This is a genomic window from Stenotrophomonas ginsengisoli (genome assembly GCF_001431485.1).
GTDB classification, from domain to species: domain Bacteria; phylum Pseudomonadota; class Gammaproteobacteria; order Xanthomonadales; family Xanthomonadaceae; genus Stenotrophomonas; species Stenotrophomonas ginsengisoli.
On record NZ_LDJM01000035.1, the window covers coordinates 1 to 15,326 of the forward strand.

General features: G+C 60.6%; 14 protein-coding genes. 6 read left to right on the top strand and 8 right to left on the bottom strand.

From position 1 onward, the window contains the following. Window positions 1–125: 125 nt before the first annotated feature. The 3 genes from coaE to ABB30_RS12935 all read right to left on the bottom strand — a co-directional run bounded on the left by coaE (window position 126) and on the right by ABB30_RS12935 (window position 3,029). Window positions 126–737, bottom strand: a complete 612-nt coding sequence (gene coaE / locus ABB30_RS12925) for a dephospho-CoA kinase (protein WP_057638736.1) — start codon at window positions 735–737, stop codon at window positions 126–128. A 163-nt stretch (window positions 738–900) separates the two neighbouring features. Continuing rightward, window positions 901–1,764, bottom strand: a complete 864-nt coding sequence (locus tag ABB30_RS12930) for a prepilin peptidase (RefSeq protein ID WP_057638737.1) — start codon at window positions 1,762–1,764, stop codon at window positions 901–903. Between the two features lie 8 nt (window positions 1,765–1,772). Beyond that, window positions 1,773–3,029 carry a type II secretion system F family protein gene (locus ABB30_RS12935; protein WP_057638738.1) on the bottom strand — a complete coding sequence of 419 codons (1,257 nt, stop codon included), beginning with the start codon at window positions 3,027–3,029 and terminating at the stop codon, window positions 1,773–1,775. Window positions 3,030–3,405: 376 nt separating this feature from the next. Here ABB30_RS12935 and ABB30_RS12940 point away from each other — a divergent pair, with 376 nt between their 5' ends. The 5 genes from ABB30_RS12940 (at window position 3,406) to ABB30_RS15880 (ending at window position 8,334) form a co-directional block, all read left to right on the top strand. Further along, window positions 3,406–3,834 carry a pilin gene (locus tag ABB30_RS12940; protein ID WP_057638739.1) on the top strand — a complete coding sequence of 143 codons (429 nt, stop codon included), beginning with the start codon at window positions 3,406–3,408 and terminating at the stop codon, window positions 3,832–3,834. A gap of 80 nt (window positions 3,835–3,914) precedes the next feature. Further along, window positions 3,915–4,319, top strand: a complete 405-nt coding sequence (locus ABB30_RS12945) for a pilin (RefSeq protein WP_057638740.1) — start codon at window positions 3,915–3,917, stop codon at window positions 4,317–4,319. 47 nt (window positions 4,320–4,366) lie between these two features. Continuing rightward, a complete protein-coding gene (locus ABB30_RS12950) occupies window positions 4,367–6,205 on the top strand; it encodes a hypothetical protein (protein WP_057638741.1) in 1,839 nt (612 codons plus the stop codon). 85 nt (window positions 6,206–6,290) lie between these two features. Next, the gene (locus tag ABB30_RS12955; RefSeq protein ID WP_152980741.1) at window positions 6,291–7,565 is read left to right on the top strand and encodes a lipopolysaccharide biosynthesis protein; all 1,275 of its coding nucleotides are present in this window, start codon (window positions 6,291–6,293) and stop codon (window positions 7,563–7,565) included. After that, on the top strand, window positions 7,549–8,334 hold the full coding sequence (locus tag ABB30_RS15880; RefSeq protein ID WP_083489870.1) for a class I SAM-dependent methyltransferase: 786 nt from the start codon (window positions 7,549–7,551) through the stop codon (window positions 8,332–8,334). Before ABB30_RS12955 ends, ABB30_RS15880 begins: the two co-directional genes overlap by 17 nt. Window positions 8,335–8,359: 25 nt before the next feature. Here the strand turns inward: ABB30_RS15880 and ABB30_RS12960 are convergent, their stop codons facing one another. The 5 genes from ABB30_RS12960 to ABB30_RS12985 are packed head-to-tail and all read right to left on the bottom strand — an operon-like array spanning window position 8,360 to window position 12,794. After that, on the bottom strand, window positions 8,360–8,968 hold the full coding sequence (locus ABB30_RS12960; protein WP_057638743.1) for a class I SAM-dependent methyltransferase: 609 nt from the start codon (window positions 8,966–8,968) through the stop codon (window positions 8,360–8,362). Continuing rightward, window positions 8,965–9,987 (bottom strand): glycosyltransferase family 4 protein, encoded by a 1,023-nt coding sequence (locus tag ABB30_RS12965; RefSeq protein WP_057638744.1) that lies wholly within the window; start codon window positions 9,985–9,987, stop codon window positions 8,965–8,967. Before ABB30_RS12965 ends, ABB30_RS12960 begins: the two co-directional genes overlap by 4 nt. Continuing rightward, window positions 9,988–11,202, bottom strand: coding sequence for a glycosyltransferase (locus ABB30_RS12970; RefSeq protein ID WP_057638745.1), 1,215 nt, complete (start codon window positions 11,200–11,202; stop codon window positions 9,988–9,990). It abuts the gene before it with no gap. Next, a complete protein-coding gene (locus ABB30_RS15885) occupies window positions 11,195–11,944 on the bottom strand; it encodes a class I SAM-dependent methyltransferase (RefSeq protein WP_083489871.1) in 750 nt (249 codons plus the stop codon). The genes ABB30_RS12970 and ABB30_RS15885 overlap by 8 nt, the downstream gene beginning before the upstream one ends. Then, on the bottom strand, window positions 11,937–12,794 hold the full coding sequence (locus ABB30_RS12985; protein ID WP_057638748.1) for a glycosyltransferase family 2 protein: 858 nt from the start codon (window positions 12,792–12,794) through the stop codon (window positions 11,937–11,939). The genes ABB30_RS15885 and ABB30_RS12985 overlap by 8 nt, the downstream gene beginning before the upstream one ends. Window positions 12,795–12,938: 144 nt before the next feature. On the opposite strand from ABB30_RS12985, the gene pilB reads away from it, so the two are divergent. Then, on the top strand, window positions 12,939–14,666 hold the full coding sequence (pilB, locus tag ABB30_RS12990) for a type IV-A pilus assembly ATPase PilB (RefSeq protein ID WP_057638749.1): 1,728 nt from the start codon (window positions 12,939–12,941) through the stop codon (window positions 14,664–14,666). Window positions 14,667–15,326 lie beyond the last annotated feature (660 nt).

A 15,326-nucleotide genomic window follows, 5' to 3' on the forward strand; every position in this document is an offset into this window, starting at 1 on the left:
CCGGCCTTGCGGGCTGCCGCACCTCGCTCTCACCTCAAACTGTAGTCCTGCCCAAGACACAAGCGGCCCCGGCCGCGAAGCCGTGGAAGTCTGAAGCTCTGCAGGAGCGGCTCCGGCTGTGCGACTCAGGCCTGCCCGGCCAGGGCGAGGTAGCGGGCGTGCAGGGCGGCAATCGGGGCATCCAGTTGGTCCGGGGTGCCGCTGTTGTCCAGCACGTCATCGGCCATGGCCAGGCGCGCGCTGCGTTGTGCCTGGGCGGCGATCATCGATTCGGCCAGGGCCTGGTCGATGCTGTCACGGGCGATCAGGCGCTGCAATTGCACCTGGCGCGGGACATCAATCACCAGCACCCGGTTGATCCATGGGTATTGCTTGCGGCCGACTTCGGCCAGCAGCGGGATGGCGGCGATGGCGTAGGCGCTGCTGGCCTGTTGGCACTGGGCGATCATCTCGGCGCGGATCGCCGGATGGGTGATGGCTTCCAGCTCGCTGCGTGCCAGCGGGTCGGCAAACACGATGCGCCGGAGGGCGGCGCGGTCCAGCTGGCCATCAGCCTGCAGCACCGATGCGCCGAAGTGGCTGGCAATAGCCTGCAGGGCCGGTTGGCCGGGGGCAACCACGGCACGGGCGGCGATGTCGGCATCGGCAATGCTGATGCCCAGGGCGGCGAAGCGGGCGCTGACCGCGCTCTTGCCCGAGGCGATGCCGCCGGTCAGGCCAATGATGTAGTTGCTCATGCGGGCTGGGAACTCAGGCAGGGGCAGGTGGCTGGGTGATGTGGCCGCTGCCGCAGGCGGCGGTGGCCGGTGCGGTGCGGCAGATGGTGAGGCTAGCCTGTCTGCAGGTGGGATGGCGACAAAAAAACCGCCCCGGAGGGCGGCTTTTGCTGGTGTGCAGTGTTCAGCGCAGCCCGCTGATGCGCAGGTAGCCATCAATGAGCTGGTCGCCCCACATGAAGACGATCCAGCCGGCGATGGCCAGGTAGGGCCCAAACGGGATCGGCGTGCTGTCGTCCTGCTTCTGCATGCGCAGCCAGATGGTGCCGACAATGGCGCCCACGATGGAAGACAACAGGATGATCGGCAGCACCCCTTGCCAGCCGCACCAGGCGCCCAGGGCGGCCAGCAGCTTGAAATCGCCGTGGCCCATGCCCTGTTTGCCGGTGAACTGCTTGTAGATCCAGCACACGCTCCACAGGCTCAGGTAGCCCAGGGCAGCACCGATCAGGGCGGGTTTGGCCGGCATGTACAGGTTGTCGGCGCTGGCAATCAGGCCCAGCCACAGCAGGGGCAGGGTCAGCGAGTCCGGCAGGTACTGGGTGCGCAGGTCGATACCTGACAACGCCACCAGGAAGCAGCTGAGCACCATTGCGCCGAAGCCCTGCCAGCCGAAGCCGAACTGCCACACGCTGGCCACGCAGAGCGCGGCCGTGATTGCTTCCACGGCCGGGTACTGCATGGAGATCGGGGCGGCACAGTGGCGGCACTTGCCGCCCTGCACCAGCCAGCTGACCAGCGGGATGTTCTCGTACCAGCTCAGCTTGTGCTTGCAGTGCGGGCAGTGCGAGGGCTCCACCACGATGCCGGGTGGGGCGGGCTCGTACAGCTCGGGCAGCTCCAGCACTTCGCGTGCATCGCGCTTCCACGCCCATTCCAGGCGCTTGGGCAGGCGCAGGATCACCACATTGAGAAAGCTGCCGATGAGCAGCCCCAGGCCGGCGGCGAGGGGGTAGCCCAGCGCCGGATGCTGGTCGAGAAAAGCCATAGGTCGGGTTACACCACGGAAGCCAGTTTGAAGATGGGCAGGTACATGCCGATCACGATGCTACCGACAATGGTGCCGATAAACACCATGATCATCGGCTCGATCAGGCTGCTCAGCGCATCCACCGAGTTGTTCACTTCCTGCTCGTAGTACTCGGCCACCTTGTACAGCATGTCATCCAGGGCGCCGGCCTCTTCGCCGATGGCGGTCATCTGGATCACCATGTGCGGGAACAGGTTGACCTGCTTCATCGCCATGTTGACCGGGTAGCCGACCGAGACGTCATCGCGCATGCGCAGCACGGCTTCCTCGTACACGGTGTTGCCGGTGGCGCCGGCCACGATGCCCAGCGCCTCCACCAGCGGCACACCGGCCTTGAAGGTCACCGCGGTGGTGCGGGCGAAGCGGGCAATGGCGCTGTTGTGCAGGATGTTGCCGATCACCGGTACCTTCAGCGACAGGCGGTCCATGCCCTTGCGCAGGCCAGCCGAGCGTTTGTAGGCAAAGATGAAGCCGACGATGGCGGCGATGGTGGCCAACAATATCCAGATGCCGTTGCTGACCATGAACTTGGAGCAGTTGACCAGGAACTGGGTGAAGGCCGGCAGGTCGGCGCCGAAGCCCTTGAACACGTCCTCGAACTGCGGGATCACCCACACCATCAGAATAGAGGTAACCAGTATGGCCACGAAGATCACCATGGCCGGGTAGAACAAGGCCTTCTTGATCTTGCCCTTCAGTGCTTCGATGTTTTCTTTGTAGTTGGCAATGGTGTCCAGCACCGTTTCCAGCACACCGGCGCCTTCACCGGCGCGTACCAGGTTGCGGTACAGGTCATCGAACTGGATCGGGTGCTTGCAGATCGCCTCGTACAGCGAGGAGCCGCCCTCGATGTCGGCACGGATCTGGCCGACCATCTTCTTCATGCGCGGGTTCTTGTGGCCCTCGCCGATGATCTCCAGCGAGCCGACAATCGGCACGCCGGATTTCATCATCGTGGCCATCTGCCGCGAGAAGAAGGCAATGTCCTTGGCGCTGATCTTGGCCCCGGCCGCGCCGAACAACGGCTTGGGCTTGGGCTTGACCACGGTGGGGGTGATGCCCTTGCGGCGCAGCTCGGCCTTGAGCAGGTTGGCGTTCTTGGCCGATTCCTCGCCCTTCATCTTGATGCCACGCTTGTCCGTACCCTCCCAGACAAACGGCTGCATCTGGCTGGTGGCGCGGTCCACCGGGCCGGTTTTCATTGCACTGCGACTGACTGCCATTGATCTCTCCCCTGCCAGCCTTCCCCGGGCCGGACAACCGCCCCATGGTAGCGGCAAACGCTGCGGTTGCGCACATGGCCACCGGGCGGCTGGCGCCAGCACGGCAGATAAATGCGGGTTGATTCGTCAAATTGTGACAGGGTGCGTCAGTTTTCCGCGTAAAAACACAAAGCTCCCCCGTCAAGGCTTCCAATTCCGGCCAGACCTGCGATCATGGCCGGCAGGGGTTGGAGAGGCGTAACGGGGATCTGGCACGCTTTCTGCTACACCAACACCTGCACGGGGCTCTCGCTTGCTGCATCGGCTTGGCCGGGGACTTCAGGTGGCCGTGCTCCGTAGTTCACTTTGATCAACAACACTCCTAGGGGATGTACCCATGAAGAAGCAGCAAGGCTTTACCCTGATCGAACTGATGATCGTTGTCGCGATCATCGCCATCCTGGCCGCCATCGCTCTGCCGGCCTACCAGAACTATGTTGCCAAGTCGCAGGTCACCGCTGGTCTGGCCGACATTCGTGGTGGCATCACCGCATTCGAAGAAGGCATCCAGTCGGGTAAGGCTGGTAGCGCGACCCTTGACGACCTGGGTCTGGCCACCAGCACCGCGCGTTGCGGCATTGCTGTCGGTGCAACTCCTGCCTATAGCGCGACCAATGGCCAGTCCATTGTCTGCACCCTGAAGGGCAACCCGAAGGTTGTTGGCAAGACTGTCACCCTGACCCGCAATGCTTCGGGTGCATGGAACTGCACCACCAGCCTGACTGGCACCGACGCAGCCAAGTTCAACCCGGCTGGCTGCAACTAATAGCTGCTGTAGGTTGACGTGAAAGGGGCGGAAACGCCCCTTTCTTGTTGAAGAGTTCGCCTGTGGAGTGTGGGGGCTATATGGGCAAGCAACGCGGTTTTACCTTGATTGAACTGATGATTGTGGTGGCGATCATCGCCATCCTGGCCGCCATCGCGCTGCCGGCTTACCAGAACTATGTGGCCAGGAGCCAGCTCACTGCCGGCCTGGCCGATCTGCGAGGTGGGCTGACCGGGTTCGAGTCACATGTACTGGTGGAGGATGTCACCACCTTCAATCTGACCGATATCGGCTTGCCGGCAAGCACGCCGCGCTGCGGCTTGAGCATGCTGTCCGGTGATACCGGCTTCATCCGCTGCACCCTGAAGGGTAATCCGCAGGTGGCCGGCAAGACCATCGAGCTGGCGCGTACGGCGTCGGGCGAATGGCAGTGCAAGGTGCAGGCCAGCATTGACAGCAAGCTGTGGCCGGCCGGTTGCCGGTAAGTCGCCAGGATTGTGCTGTTGTAATGGCGTAATTGGGGAAGTGTGTAATGCAAGCGAGCAAGGCAGCCGGGGCTGGCTGGAAGCAAGGGCTGGCCGGGCTGGCCATGGTGCTGTTGACGGCTGCCGTTTACTGGCCGGGTTTGAGCGGCCCGTTCCTGTTTGATGACTTTCCTGCTCTGGTCAGCAATGCCCGTGTGCATGTGGTCGCCGGTGACTGGCCCGGTCTGTGGCGCGCGGCCACCAGTTTCGACCCGGGCGGTACCGGGCGCCAGTTGGCCATGGCCAGTTTCGGCCTGAACCATATGCTGGGAGGGCTGGAGCCCTGGGGTTGGAAACTGGGTGGCCTGCTGGTGCACCTGCTCAATGCGCTGCTGGTGTATGTGCTGTGCCTGCGCCTGCTGGCCCTGGCCGGGGTGCAGCAGTGGCTTCGCCTGTCTGCTTTCGCCGTGGCGCTGCTGTGGGCGGTGCACCCGTTGCAGGTGTCCACCGTGCTGTATGTGGTGCAGCGGATGGAAACCCTGTGCCTTACCTTCACCTTGCTGGCCTTGCTGGCCTATCTGCGTGCGCGCAGCGCGCAAATTGCCGGTGGGCGGGGTTGGCCGTGGCTGCTTGGTTGCGCGCTGTGCTTTGTGCTGGCGCTGGGGGCCAAGGAAAGTGCCTTGCTGCTGCCGCTGTACACTCTGGCGTTAGAGCTGAGCTTGCTGGGCTTTGCTGGTAATACGGTAGGACAGCGTCGTTTCTGGCGCTGGGGCTATGCGGCAGGTAGTGCCCTTGGTGTGCTGTTGTTTGTGACAGTCATCGTGCCGCATTACGGCAGTCTGGAAACCATTACCGGGCGGGATTTCAATACGGTTGAGCGTGTTCTCAGCCAACTGCGCATCCTGCCGATGCATCTGGGCCAGATGCTGTTGCCGTTGCCGGCCAGCATGACCTTCTATTACGACGACTTTATTGCCTCCACCACGCTGCTGCAGCCGTGGACTACCTTGGCCGGCGGGCTGTTGCTGGCCGGTCTGTTGGCACTGGCGTGGTGGCTGCGCCGGCGTGCACCGCTGACTGCGCTGGGTATCTTCTGGTTCTTCGCCGCCCATGCCATCACCTCCAGCGTGGTGCCGCTGGAGCTGGTGTTCGAGCATCGCAACTACTTCGCCCTGCTGGGCGTGCTGCTGGTGCTGGCCGATATCGTGCGTCGTATCCCGGTGCGCGATGGCCCTGGCATCAAGATTGCCGGGGTGGCTGCTGCGATTGTGCTGTTCGGCCTGCTGGCCATGGTGCGTTCGGCAACTTGGGGAGATCGCTTGCTGTTGGCCACTGAGTTTGTGGCGACCAACCCGCAATCGCCACGTGCCGCCCATGAGCTGGGTGTGCTGTATTACGAAATGGCTGATGGCTCCGCCAATTCGCCGTTCTTCAGCCTGGCGGTCAATACGTTCGAGCGCGAGGCGGGCCTGCCCAAGGCCAGTATCCTGGCGGAGCAGTCATTGATCCTGATGCACGCTGGCCAGGGTTTGCCGGTAGAACCGAGGTGGTGGTCGGGCCTGCACCGCCGGTTGCAGGAGCAGCCGGTCACCCCGCAGACCACGGCTGCCTTGTTTGGCCTGCTTGGAAACAGGGTCAACAAGGGGGTGGAGCTGGATGACCGTGCGCTGGATCAAGCGTTCATGTTGATGTTTGAACGTGTCAGTATGCCGCCCAACAGCTATTTTGACGTGGCCATGCATGCTTTGGATTACAGCCATGATGAGCCGCTGGCACGGAGCTTGCTGATGCAGGCTGTTAGTACTAGTGCTGAGTACCCCCATTATGTGCCGGTGATGGCTGGTGTGCTGCGCGAAAAGGGGCGTGACGATCTGGCTGAGTGGATTGTCGTCAAATCCCGTGAATAGGCTGATTCTGCCATCTGGCCGAGGAGCGTTGCTGGTGGCCGATGTCCGGGGGCAGTTGCAGGCTGCTCTGTCTGAAGGGTGAATCATGGGGTCAATTGCGCGAACTACGCTGAAAACCACTGCAGTATTCGGGCTTCGCTTTGTTGTGCAGGCGGCTACGTTGCTGCTGGTTGCTTACGCTCTTGGGCCGGATGCGTATGGTGCTTTCGCTGGTGTGATCGGGCTGGCGGTATTTCTGGGTTCGCTGGCTGGTTTCGGTATGCCGTTGTTGCAGTTGCGGGCTTCGGCTGCTGGTCCCGGAAAACAGCATGGGGCTCTGCCTTATGCGTTTCCTGCGGTGTTGCTTTCAGGCTTTTTGCTATTGGCTATCTATGTGCCACTTTGCTTATATCTGTTCCCATCGGCAAGGCTGGGGGCAGGGTTGCTGTTTGCATTCGGGTTTTCCGAGTTGATAGTGCAGCCGTTGCTTGTACTTTTTGCTTCCATGCGCCATGGAGCGGGTGAAGTGGTCAGGTCGCAGCTGTTGCAGTTAATGCCGTTATTTTTGCGTGCTGTTGCGGCAGGTGCAGTAGTCATGCTGGCTCCTGCTTCTCCATTGCTGTGGTATTGCTGGGCCTATGTGCTGGCTGCGCTGGCTTCGTTCACTGTTGCCTGGAATGGTATGGCAGTGGCTGGGTTCCGTTCGTGGCGCTTGCCGCAGGGTGCTGAGTGGCGACAGGCGTTCGGTTTCGCAGCTGCGGAAGTTTCCCGTAATGGCCCGACAGAGCTGGACAAGTCCGTTGCTATGCGGTTTCTGGGTGGCAGTGATGCCGGCTTATATGCGGCAGGTTCCCGTATTGTGGCTGCCTTCGTGCTTCCTGTAATGGCAATGGTGGTTTCATCCCTGCCGCGCTTGTTTCGCGAGGCGGATGGGGAGTATGTGCCGATTCGGCTTATCGTGGCCATGTTGGCATCGTCGTGCATTTATGGGGCGATAATGGCACTTCTTCTCTGGTTGGGGGCTCCGAGAATCGATGGTTTGTTCGGGGCTGCATATGCAGGGATTGGGGGAATTGTTGGCGCGATGTGTATGGTTGTTCCCGGTTTGTCCTTGCGCCTGGTTTCCGGTTATGTCCTGATGGTTCTTGGAAGGGTGTGGTGGCGTGTTGGGGTTGAGTTCCTGGGTGTTTTCTTGATGGTTTTTTTTGGATACTTTCTGATGCCGGAGGTGGGCGTCACTGGGATGGTTTATGCCCTGGCTTTTTCTGAGTGGGGAATGGTTTTCTGCTCTTTGCTGGTGATTGGCATTGACCTTTTCAAGGTCAGGGGTCCACGGGATGGAGGGTTGATGGGGAGGAGGGGCGATGGGAACCGATCGTGATTGGCAAAGCTGGGGTGAGAATTCGCCATATTATGGCGTCCTGAGTACCAGTAAGTTCGGTGCGGCAAAGCTGGATGGACGCGCCGAAAGTGAATTTTTCGAATCTGGTGAGGCGCACGTTCGGGCTGTGTTCGACGCAATTGAACGGCGTGAGGGTGGTGTGTGGCGGCCAGAGATTGCGGCGGATATAGGTTGCGGAGTCGGGCGTTTGGCTATGCCGATTGCAGGCAGAAGTGGCCGGGTATTTGCGGTTGACGTTTCGCCCGCAATGCTTGCCGAGGTTGAATATAACTGCTCAAGGTTCGGAGTGTCGAACTTGACGCCGCTGGTTTCGGATGATGCTCTTTCAAAGCTGCCGGGTATGTTGGATTTTGTCCACTCTTACCTGGTGCTTCAGCATATCCCGACGCGACGCGGTATGCGCCTGATTGGAGAAATGGCTGGCCGTGTTTCTGATGGCGGCTATCTGGCCTTCCAGTTATATGTTGGGTGTAATGCGAGCGTTTGGTTGCGCGGGCTGGTTCGTTTGCGTTACTGGCTCCCGCCGGTCAACTGGTTGCGGAATTTTTCTCGTGGCAGACCGTTGTTCGAGCGCCCCATGCAGCTGAATGTTTATCCTTTTGGGGAGGTTGTTTCTATTCTTCGCAAGAGTGGTTTCCCAGTTGTTGAGGCCTATCTGGACGAGGAGGCTGGCGGGGACTTTGAGAGTGTTTTTATTCTTGCCAAGCGCAGTGGTGTGGCGGCCTCAATTTCAAATGTGTATTCTTGATTTCAACTGAATGTTGCGTTGTCTGTCATTCCTTGGTTGCTTTCATTGTGAATTCTATGGATGCCATTGGGATATATTTGCTGATCAGGTTGTCTGTGATTTTCGGGAATTTCGATAGGATTTTGTAGACTATCTGGATTAGGTATGGTGAGTATCTTCTTTCGATGATGGTGAAGTTGATTTTTGAGTATTCTCCATATATTTCACTGCTTTTTGTGAAAATGTCGAAACTTCTCCATGCAAAGCCTCTCTGGTGAGTTATATCTTCATAGAGGCATGCGCTGCGGAAGTGCGGCACCCGTATGTGTACCAGTGCATCCTTTTTGGCTATCCGGTGTATCTCGTTCATCGCGCTGATGGTGTCCTTCAGATGCTCGATGACGTTCCAAGCGTGAATCTCGTCGAACTCCCCGTCGTTGAATGGGTAAGGGAATGTGTCGAGATCGTGCCTGACATCCGCCTCTTCAGCAAAGAAGTCCACGTTGATTGCACCAGCCATTTTTTTTCTCCCGCAGCCTAGGTTGAGTATCCTTCTGGGCTGCTCAGGGCGTTTTTTGGCCATTGCGCATGGGGTTTTTGAGTCGTTTTCCCGGATTTTTTCCATGGCGGGGGCGTTGTCACTCTGCTGGGTCATCGGTTGATGCTCATGGCCATGCGGTAGGTATCCAAATAGGAGCGGATTGCGGTGTGTTCACTGAAATGCGTAGTCGCTTGCACTCGCCCTTGCATGCAGATCTGCCGTGTCAGTTGATGGTCGGCAAGCAAATTGCGACACCTGGTGGCCAGGCCAACAACATCCTCCAGTGGTGCCAGACAGTGGCTGTTGTGGCGCATGACTTCCGCCAGGCCACTGCCGTCAAAACCAAAAAAAGGTTTGCCGCAGGCCATGGCTTCCAGAGCGGTATAACCAAAGCCTTCATAACGGGAAAGCGATACAACGGCATCGCAGTGCTGGTATTCGTGTAACAGTGCTTCGTCACTGATTCGTCCCAGCATCACCACGTTGCCCGGGCCGAGGATATTCGGCGTATCACTGCCGGCGAAACGGATCTGGAAGCCTGTTCCGAGCGCAGCCGCAAAACTGGGTAGCAGGTCAATGCCCTTGCGGCGTGAGGCGCTGCCGGCGATGAGTAGACGGAAGGGGGGGGGCACACGCTCGCTTGCTGTAGGGATGGGGATGAAACGTGTGCTGTCCACCCAGTTGGGGATACTCAGCGTGTCATCGCGACCGGCGAATTCGATCACTGTGCCACGCACGTATTCGGAAACTGTGGTCACCGCGGCGGCGTCGTGGATGGCAGCTCGCTCGCGCGGCAGGATAATGCTGCGGTGATAGATAGCTTGTGCTGCCGATCGGTAGGGGGCATAAGCGGGGTCGTGCACAAGATGATGCACGGTCACGACGATAGGTAGATGGCGGGGCCAGAAGCGTTGCGGCAGCCAGCTGTTCACGTGCGCCACGTTGGCCCAGGCGGGGGGGGGCAAAGCCGCCACAGTCCAGGGCATGACCTCGGCGCGATGCGGCAACCAAGTGATTTCTGCACGAATGCCAGCAGCATTCAGTGCGCTGCACAGGCGTGTGGTGAAAACATCCGCACCCGTGTTGGCGCGGATGGTGGGCAGCCAGACTGCTGGCTCTGGCGGGGTCTCCATTCAAGCCTTCCTGTCCAGGTGGTGCAGGATCTGCGCATAGCCTGTTGCCACAGAGGGCCAGTCCAGGCGTCGCCCGAGGCTGTGCCGCAGTTGCTCGGCGCGTATCAGGGCGCTCTCGGGCTGCATCAGGTTGTCGACAATGCGGTCAGCCAGTCTGTCATGGTCGCGAGGGTCCATGGTTACATCCATGTTTTCCTGGCCCAGCACTTCCCCTAATGCCGGCACGCTGCCAGCGAGTACGGGACAGCCGCAGGCAATGGCTTCCACCAGCACCAGGCCCAGACCCTCTTCATCCCCGGAGGCGGCGCGAACGAAGGGCGCGACGAAAAGCGCGGCGGAGCGGTAGAGGTCCGGGAGCTGGGTTTGTGGCAGGGCACCGAGAAAATTCACGGTTGATTGCAGGCCAAGTGATTCAACCAGAGCCCGCGCTTCCGCCTCGCCGGGGCCGAAGCCGGCGATTGCAAGCTGGGCATCCGGTATCCGTTGCAATACCCGTGGCATTGCAGCGAGCAAGTGCACCAGTCCTTTTTTTTCGACCAGGCGTCCTACGAACAGGATTTTCCGTTGCGAACGTTGGATTGAAGGATCGGGCATGAAACGCTGGGCCATATCCACGCCCATTGGTTGCACGCTGATCTTGCTCGTATGCACACCATGAGCCGACATCCGGTCACGCATGCTGGTGCTGACCACAGTAATGGCTGCTGCATGCCGTGCAACCAGGCGCTTCAATGTCTGGAAGGGAGCGGCGCGTAGTGCATACAGGTCGGCACCGTGGGATGTGACCAGGTAGGGCGTACCGGTCAGCGCTTTCAGCAACGTTGCGACAAGGCCTTGAGGCACCAGCCAGTGAGCATGTATGGCGTTGATGTGCTTGCGACGTACCAGGCGCCAAGCCGTCCATGCTTGGGACAGCACGAAACCAGGCACCAGCAATATTTTCCAGCGCTGTTTGCGCAGGTTGGTGACGATGCCGCCATTGTTGACCAATGTTTCCAGTGGCTCGGGGGCGTAGCGATAGCGAACCACCTCGACTCCATCAAGGTTTTCGCTTGTACAGGTGCCCGGCGCATGCGGGCACAGTACGGTTATATCGAAATCATGGGTCAAACGCTTGCTCAGTTCGTGGACAAACCCGGGCTCATGGTCACCTGCCCAGCGGGGATAGGTCGAAGCCAGTACGAGGAGACGTGGCAGTGAGCGTTGATCAGGCATTTTGGCTCCACTGGGGCGACTTCCCGAACAGATAGATGTGGGTGGGGCTGAGTACACGCAGAGGGTGCAGGGCGGTCTTCGGCAGCAATGAGACAAGCTTAGGCAGCAGGCTCCTGTTCGACTCTGTCTGGATCAGGGAGTTGATTGCCATGCTGAACTGGTTGCCGAACTTCAAGTCATTCTTTGCCAAAAACTCTTCCACTTGGTGCATTGAAAGTGGTAGACAATCGTAATGATTGCCGCGACCACTCAGTTGCAGGTAAGGCGTTCGCAGGCTTTGTGGTAACCAGCTGAGAAAGACAAGCCGGTAATGGGGCTCTATGATCTGCCAGCGGCTGGGGACAGCCAGATAACCAGTGCCAGTTGGCGAAAGCACACGTCGCAGCTCCTTTACATGCTCCGATTGAGCTGAGTGGTCACCCACATGTTCAATCACGTGGTTGCTGATGACGTAATCGAAAGTATCATCGTCGAAGGGCAGGCTGGTGCCATCGACTTTCTGGAAATGAACGCTTCCATTTTCGATGCGCTGGTCGATTACATCCACGGCATGGATTTGGCTTTGCGGGCCCAGCCAATCTGCGATCAGTTGACTGATGATGCCGGAACCGCAGCCAACCTCCAGAACACGGAGAGGAGGGCCATTGCGCTGCATGCCGAGCAAGCGGCAGATCTTGGCAGCCTTGGGGCGACGACTTTCGATATCCAGAGCTGCATGCGGCCGCCGCCTTGAATCAGCCATCTTTCCGGTACGTCAAATTGGTGATCTGCTCGGAGATCAGGCCGATCAGGAAGATGATCACCGCTGCGCTGAACAGCAGGGTGCTCATGTTGGTGAGGCGGTGCTGGGTGGCGAATGTGTAGCCGTAGTAACCCAGGCCGGTGACGAAGAACAGCGCGGCGATGGGGGCAAACAGCTTCAGCGGCGAATACAGGGTGGCGATCTTGAAGATGATCAGCAAAAAGCGCAGGCCGTCCTTGAGCGGGCGGATGTGGCTGCCGTTGCCCATGCGCTTGGCCACCGGGATGGGCACGTAGGCCACCGGGTAGGCGCTGCGGAAGAAGGCCATTGTGGAGGTGGTGGGGTAGCTGAAGCCATTGGGCAGCAGGTGCAGGAACTCGCGGAAACGCTCGGCGCGCACGGCGCGGAAGCCGGAGGTGAGGTCCTCGATGCGGTGCCCGGTCATGTGGCTGGCCAGCTTGTTGTAGAAGGCATTGGCCAGGCCGCGGTGGAAATTGGCCTGGCCGCTGGCATCACGCGCGCCCACGACCATGTCGTAGCCCTGGTCCAGCTTGTCCAGCAAGGCCTGGATATGGCTGGCGTTGTGCTGGCCGTCGGCATCCATGAACACCAGGACCTGGCCGCTGGCCGCGCGTGCCCCGCGCTTGATCGCCGCGCCATTGCCCATCGAATACGGGTTGCTGACCACAATGGCGCCGTTGTCCACGGCGATCTGCGCGGTGGCGTCGGTGGAGCCATCGTTGACCACGATGATCTCGGCTGCTGGATAGGCCAGGCGCAGGGCCGGCAAGGTGTGTTGCAGGCCGGCGGCCTCGTTTTTGGCCGGCAGGATGATGCTCAGGTGTTGCACGTTGGATGCCTTTCAATTCCCCGCTGCCATGGTACCTGTGCCGGCCCCGCTGTGGGTGTGCGCCGTGTCGCCAAAGGCGGTGGTCAGGGTGCCAGCCGGCAGGGGCTTGCGGTACCCTGTAGCGATTGCAGGGGAGTCAACGCGATGAGTATCGCCAACGTCAATTTGGTAGGGATTACCGGTATTGCCCGCCGTCTGGTCCAGGATGGGGCCCTGGACGAGGCCGCTGCCCGCAGCGCACAGGCGCAGGCCGGCGAGGCCAAGGTGGCCATCAGCAAGTGGCTGACCGACAAGAAACTGGTCACAGCCGCGCAGATGGCGGCGGCCAATGCGCTGGAATTTGGCATGCCACTGATCGATGTATCGGTGTTTGATGCCAACCAGAATGCGGTCAAGCTGGTTTCCGAAGAGCTGCTGCGCAAGCATCAGGTGCTGCCGCTGTACAAGCGCGGCACCCGCCTGTTTGTGGGCACCGCCAACCCGACCCAGAACCTGGACGAGATCAAGTTCCACACTAACCTGGTGGTGGACCCGATCCTGGTGGACGAGGACCAGCTCAAGCGCACCCTGGAGCTGTGGCTGGCCGCCAATGACACCATGATGGGTGGCGCCCTCGGCGATGACGAGGGCATGGGCGACCTGGATGTGGACACCGGTGGCGAGGACGATGCTGCCAGTGGCGATACCGGTATCGACGCCAAGGGCGATGACACCCCGGTGGTCAAGTTCGTCAACAAGGTGCTGGTGGATGCGATCCGCAAGGGCGCCTCGGACATCCACTTCGAGCCCTACGAAGAAGATTACCGCGTGCGCCTGCGCATCGACGGCCTGCTCAAGACCGTGGCCAAGGCCCCGGTCAAGCTCAACCAGCGCATTGCCGCGCGTTTGAAGGTCATGTCGCAGCTGGATATCGCTGAAAAGCGCGTGCCGCAGGACGGCCGCATCAAGCTCAACCTGTCCAAGACCAAGCAGATCGACTTCCGCGTCAGCACCTTGCCGACCCTGTTCGGCGAGAAGATCGTGCTGCGTATCCTGGACGGCAGCGCGGCCAAGCTGGGCATCGACAAGCTCGGCTACGAGCCGGAGCAGCAGAAGCTGTTCCTGGAGGCCATCCACAAGCCGTATGGCATGGTGCTGGTCACCGGCCCCACCGGCTCGGGCAAGACCGTGTCGCTGTATACCGCGCTGGGCATCCTCAACGATGACACCCGCAACATCTCCACCGCCGAAGACCCGGTGGAAATCCGTCTGCCGGGTGTGAACCAGGTACAGCAGAACAACAAGCGCGGCATGACCTTTGCCGCCGCGCTGCGCTCGTTCCTGCGCCAGGATCCGGACATCATCATGGTCGGCGAAATCCGCGACCTGGAAACGGCCGAAATCGCCATCAAGGCCGCCCAGACCGGCCATATGGTGCTGTCCACCCTGCATACCAACGATGCCCCGCAGACCATCGCGCGTCTGATGAACATGGGCATCGCGCCGTACAACATCACCTCCTCGGTGACCCTGGTGATCGCCCAGCGTCTGGGCCGCCGCCTGTGCAACGGCTGCAAGCAGCCGGTGGAGTTGCCCAACAACGCCCTGTTGGCCGAAGGCTTCACCCAGGAGCAGATCGACGCCGGCATCACCCTGTTCCAGGCCGTGGGTTGCGATGAATGCACCGAGGGCTACAAGGGCCGTGTGGGTATCTACCAGGTCATGCCGATGACCGATGCCATCGCCGCGATCGTGCTCGATGGCGGCAATGCCATGGATATTGCCGACGCCGCGCAGAAGATCGGCATCAGTGACCTGCGCCAGTCGGCGTTGAAGAAGGCTGCTGCAGGCATCACCACGCTGGCCGAGGTCAATCGCGTCACCACCGATTGATGCTTCCAGATTGAGAAAAACAAACGCCGCCCAAGGGCGGCGTTTTTTTCAGGTCTGTCGCCTCAAAACGCGGCCAGGCTGCCGAGGGCGATGTCGCGGCCTGGGCCGCTCCCACAACAGCTGGGGCGGCTGTGTCTTCGCTGCAACAAGCTGGGTCGGCTGTGTCTTCGCTACGGCTAGCTGGGGCGGCTGTTGTAGGAGCGCCTCAAGGCGCGATCGAGATGTATAGGCTGATGTCGCGGCCTGGGCCGCTCCCACAACAGCTGGGATGGCTGTGTCTTCGCTGCGGCTAGCTGGGGCGGCTGTTGCAGGAGCGCCTCAAGGCGCGATCGGGATGTGTCGGCTGATGTCCGCGGCCTGGGCTGCTCCCACAACAGCTGGGGTGGCTGTGTCTTCGCTGCGGCTAACTGCGGCGACTGTTGTAGGAGCGCCTCAAGGCGCGATCGGGATGCATCGGCTGATGTCGCGGCCTGGGCCGCTCCCACAACAGCTGGGGCGGCTGTGTCTTCGCTGCGGCTAACTGCGGCGACTGTTGTAGGAGCGCCTCAAGGCGCGATCGGGATGTGTCGGCTGATGTCGCGGCCTGGGCCGCTCCCACAACAGCGGAGGCTGCATCGAGACGGCTTGGGGGCTTCTTGTAGGAGTCAACTGTCTTGATCA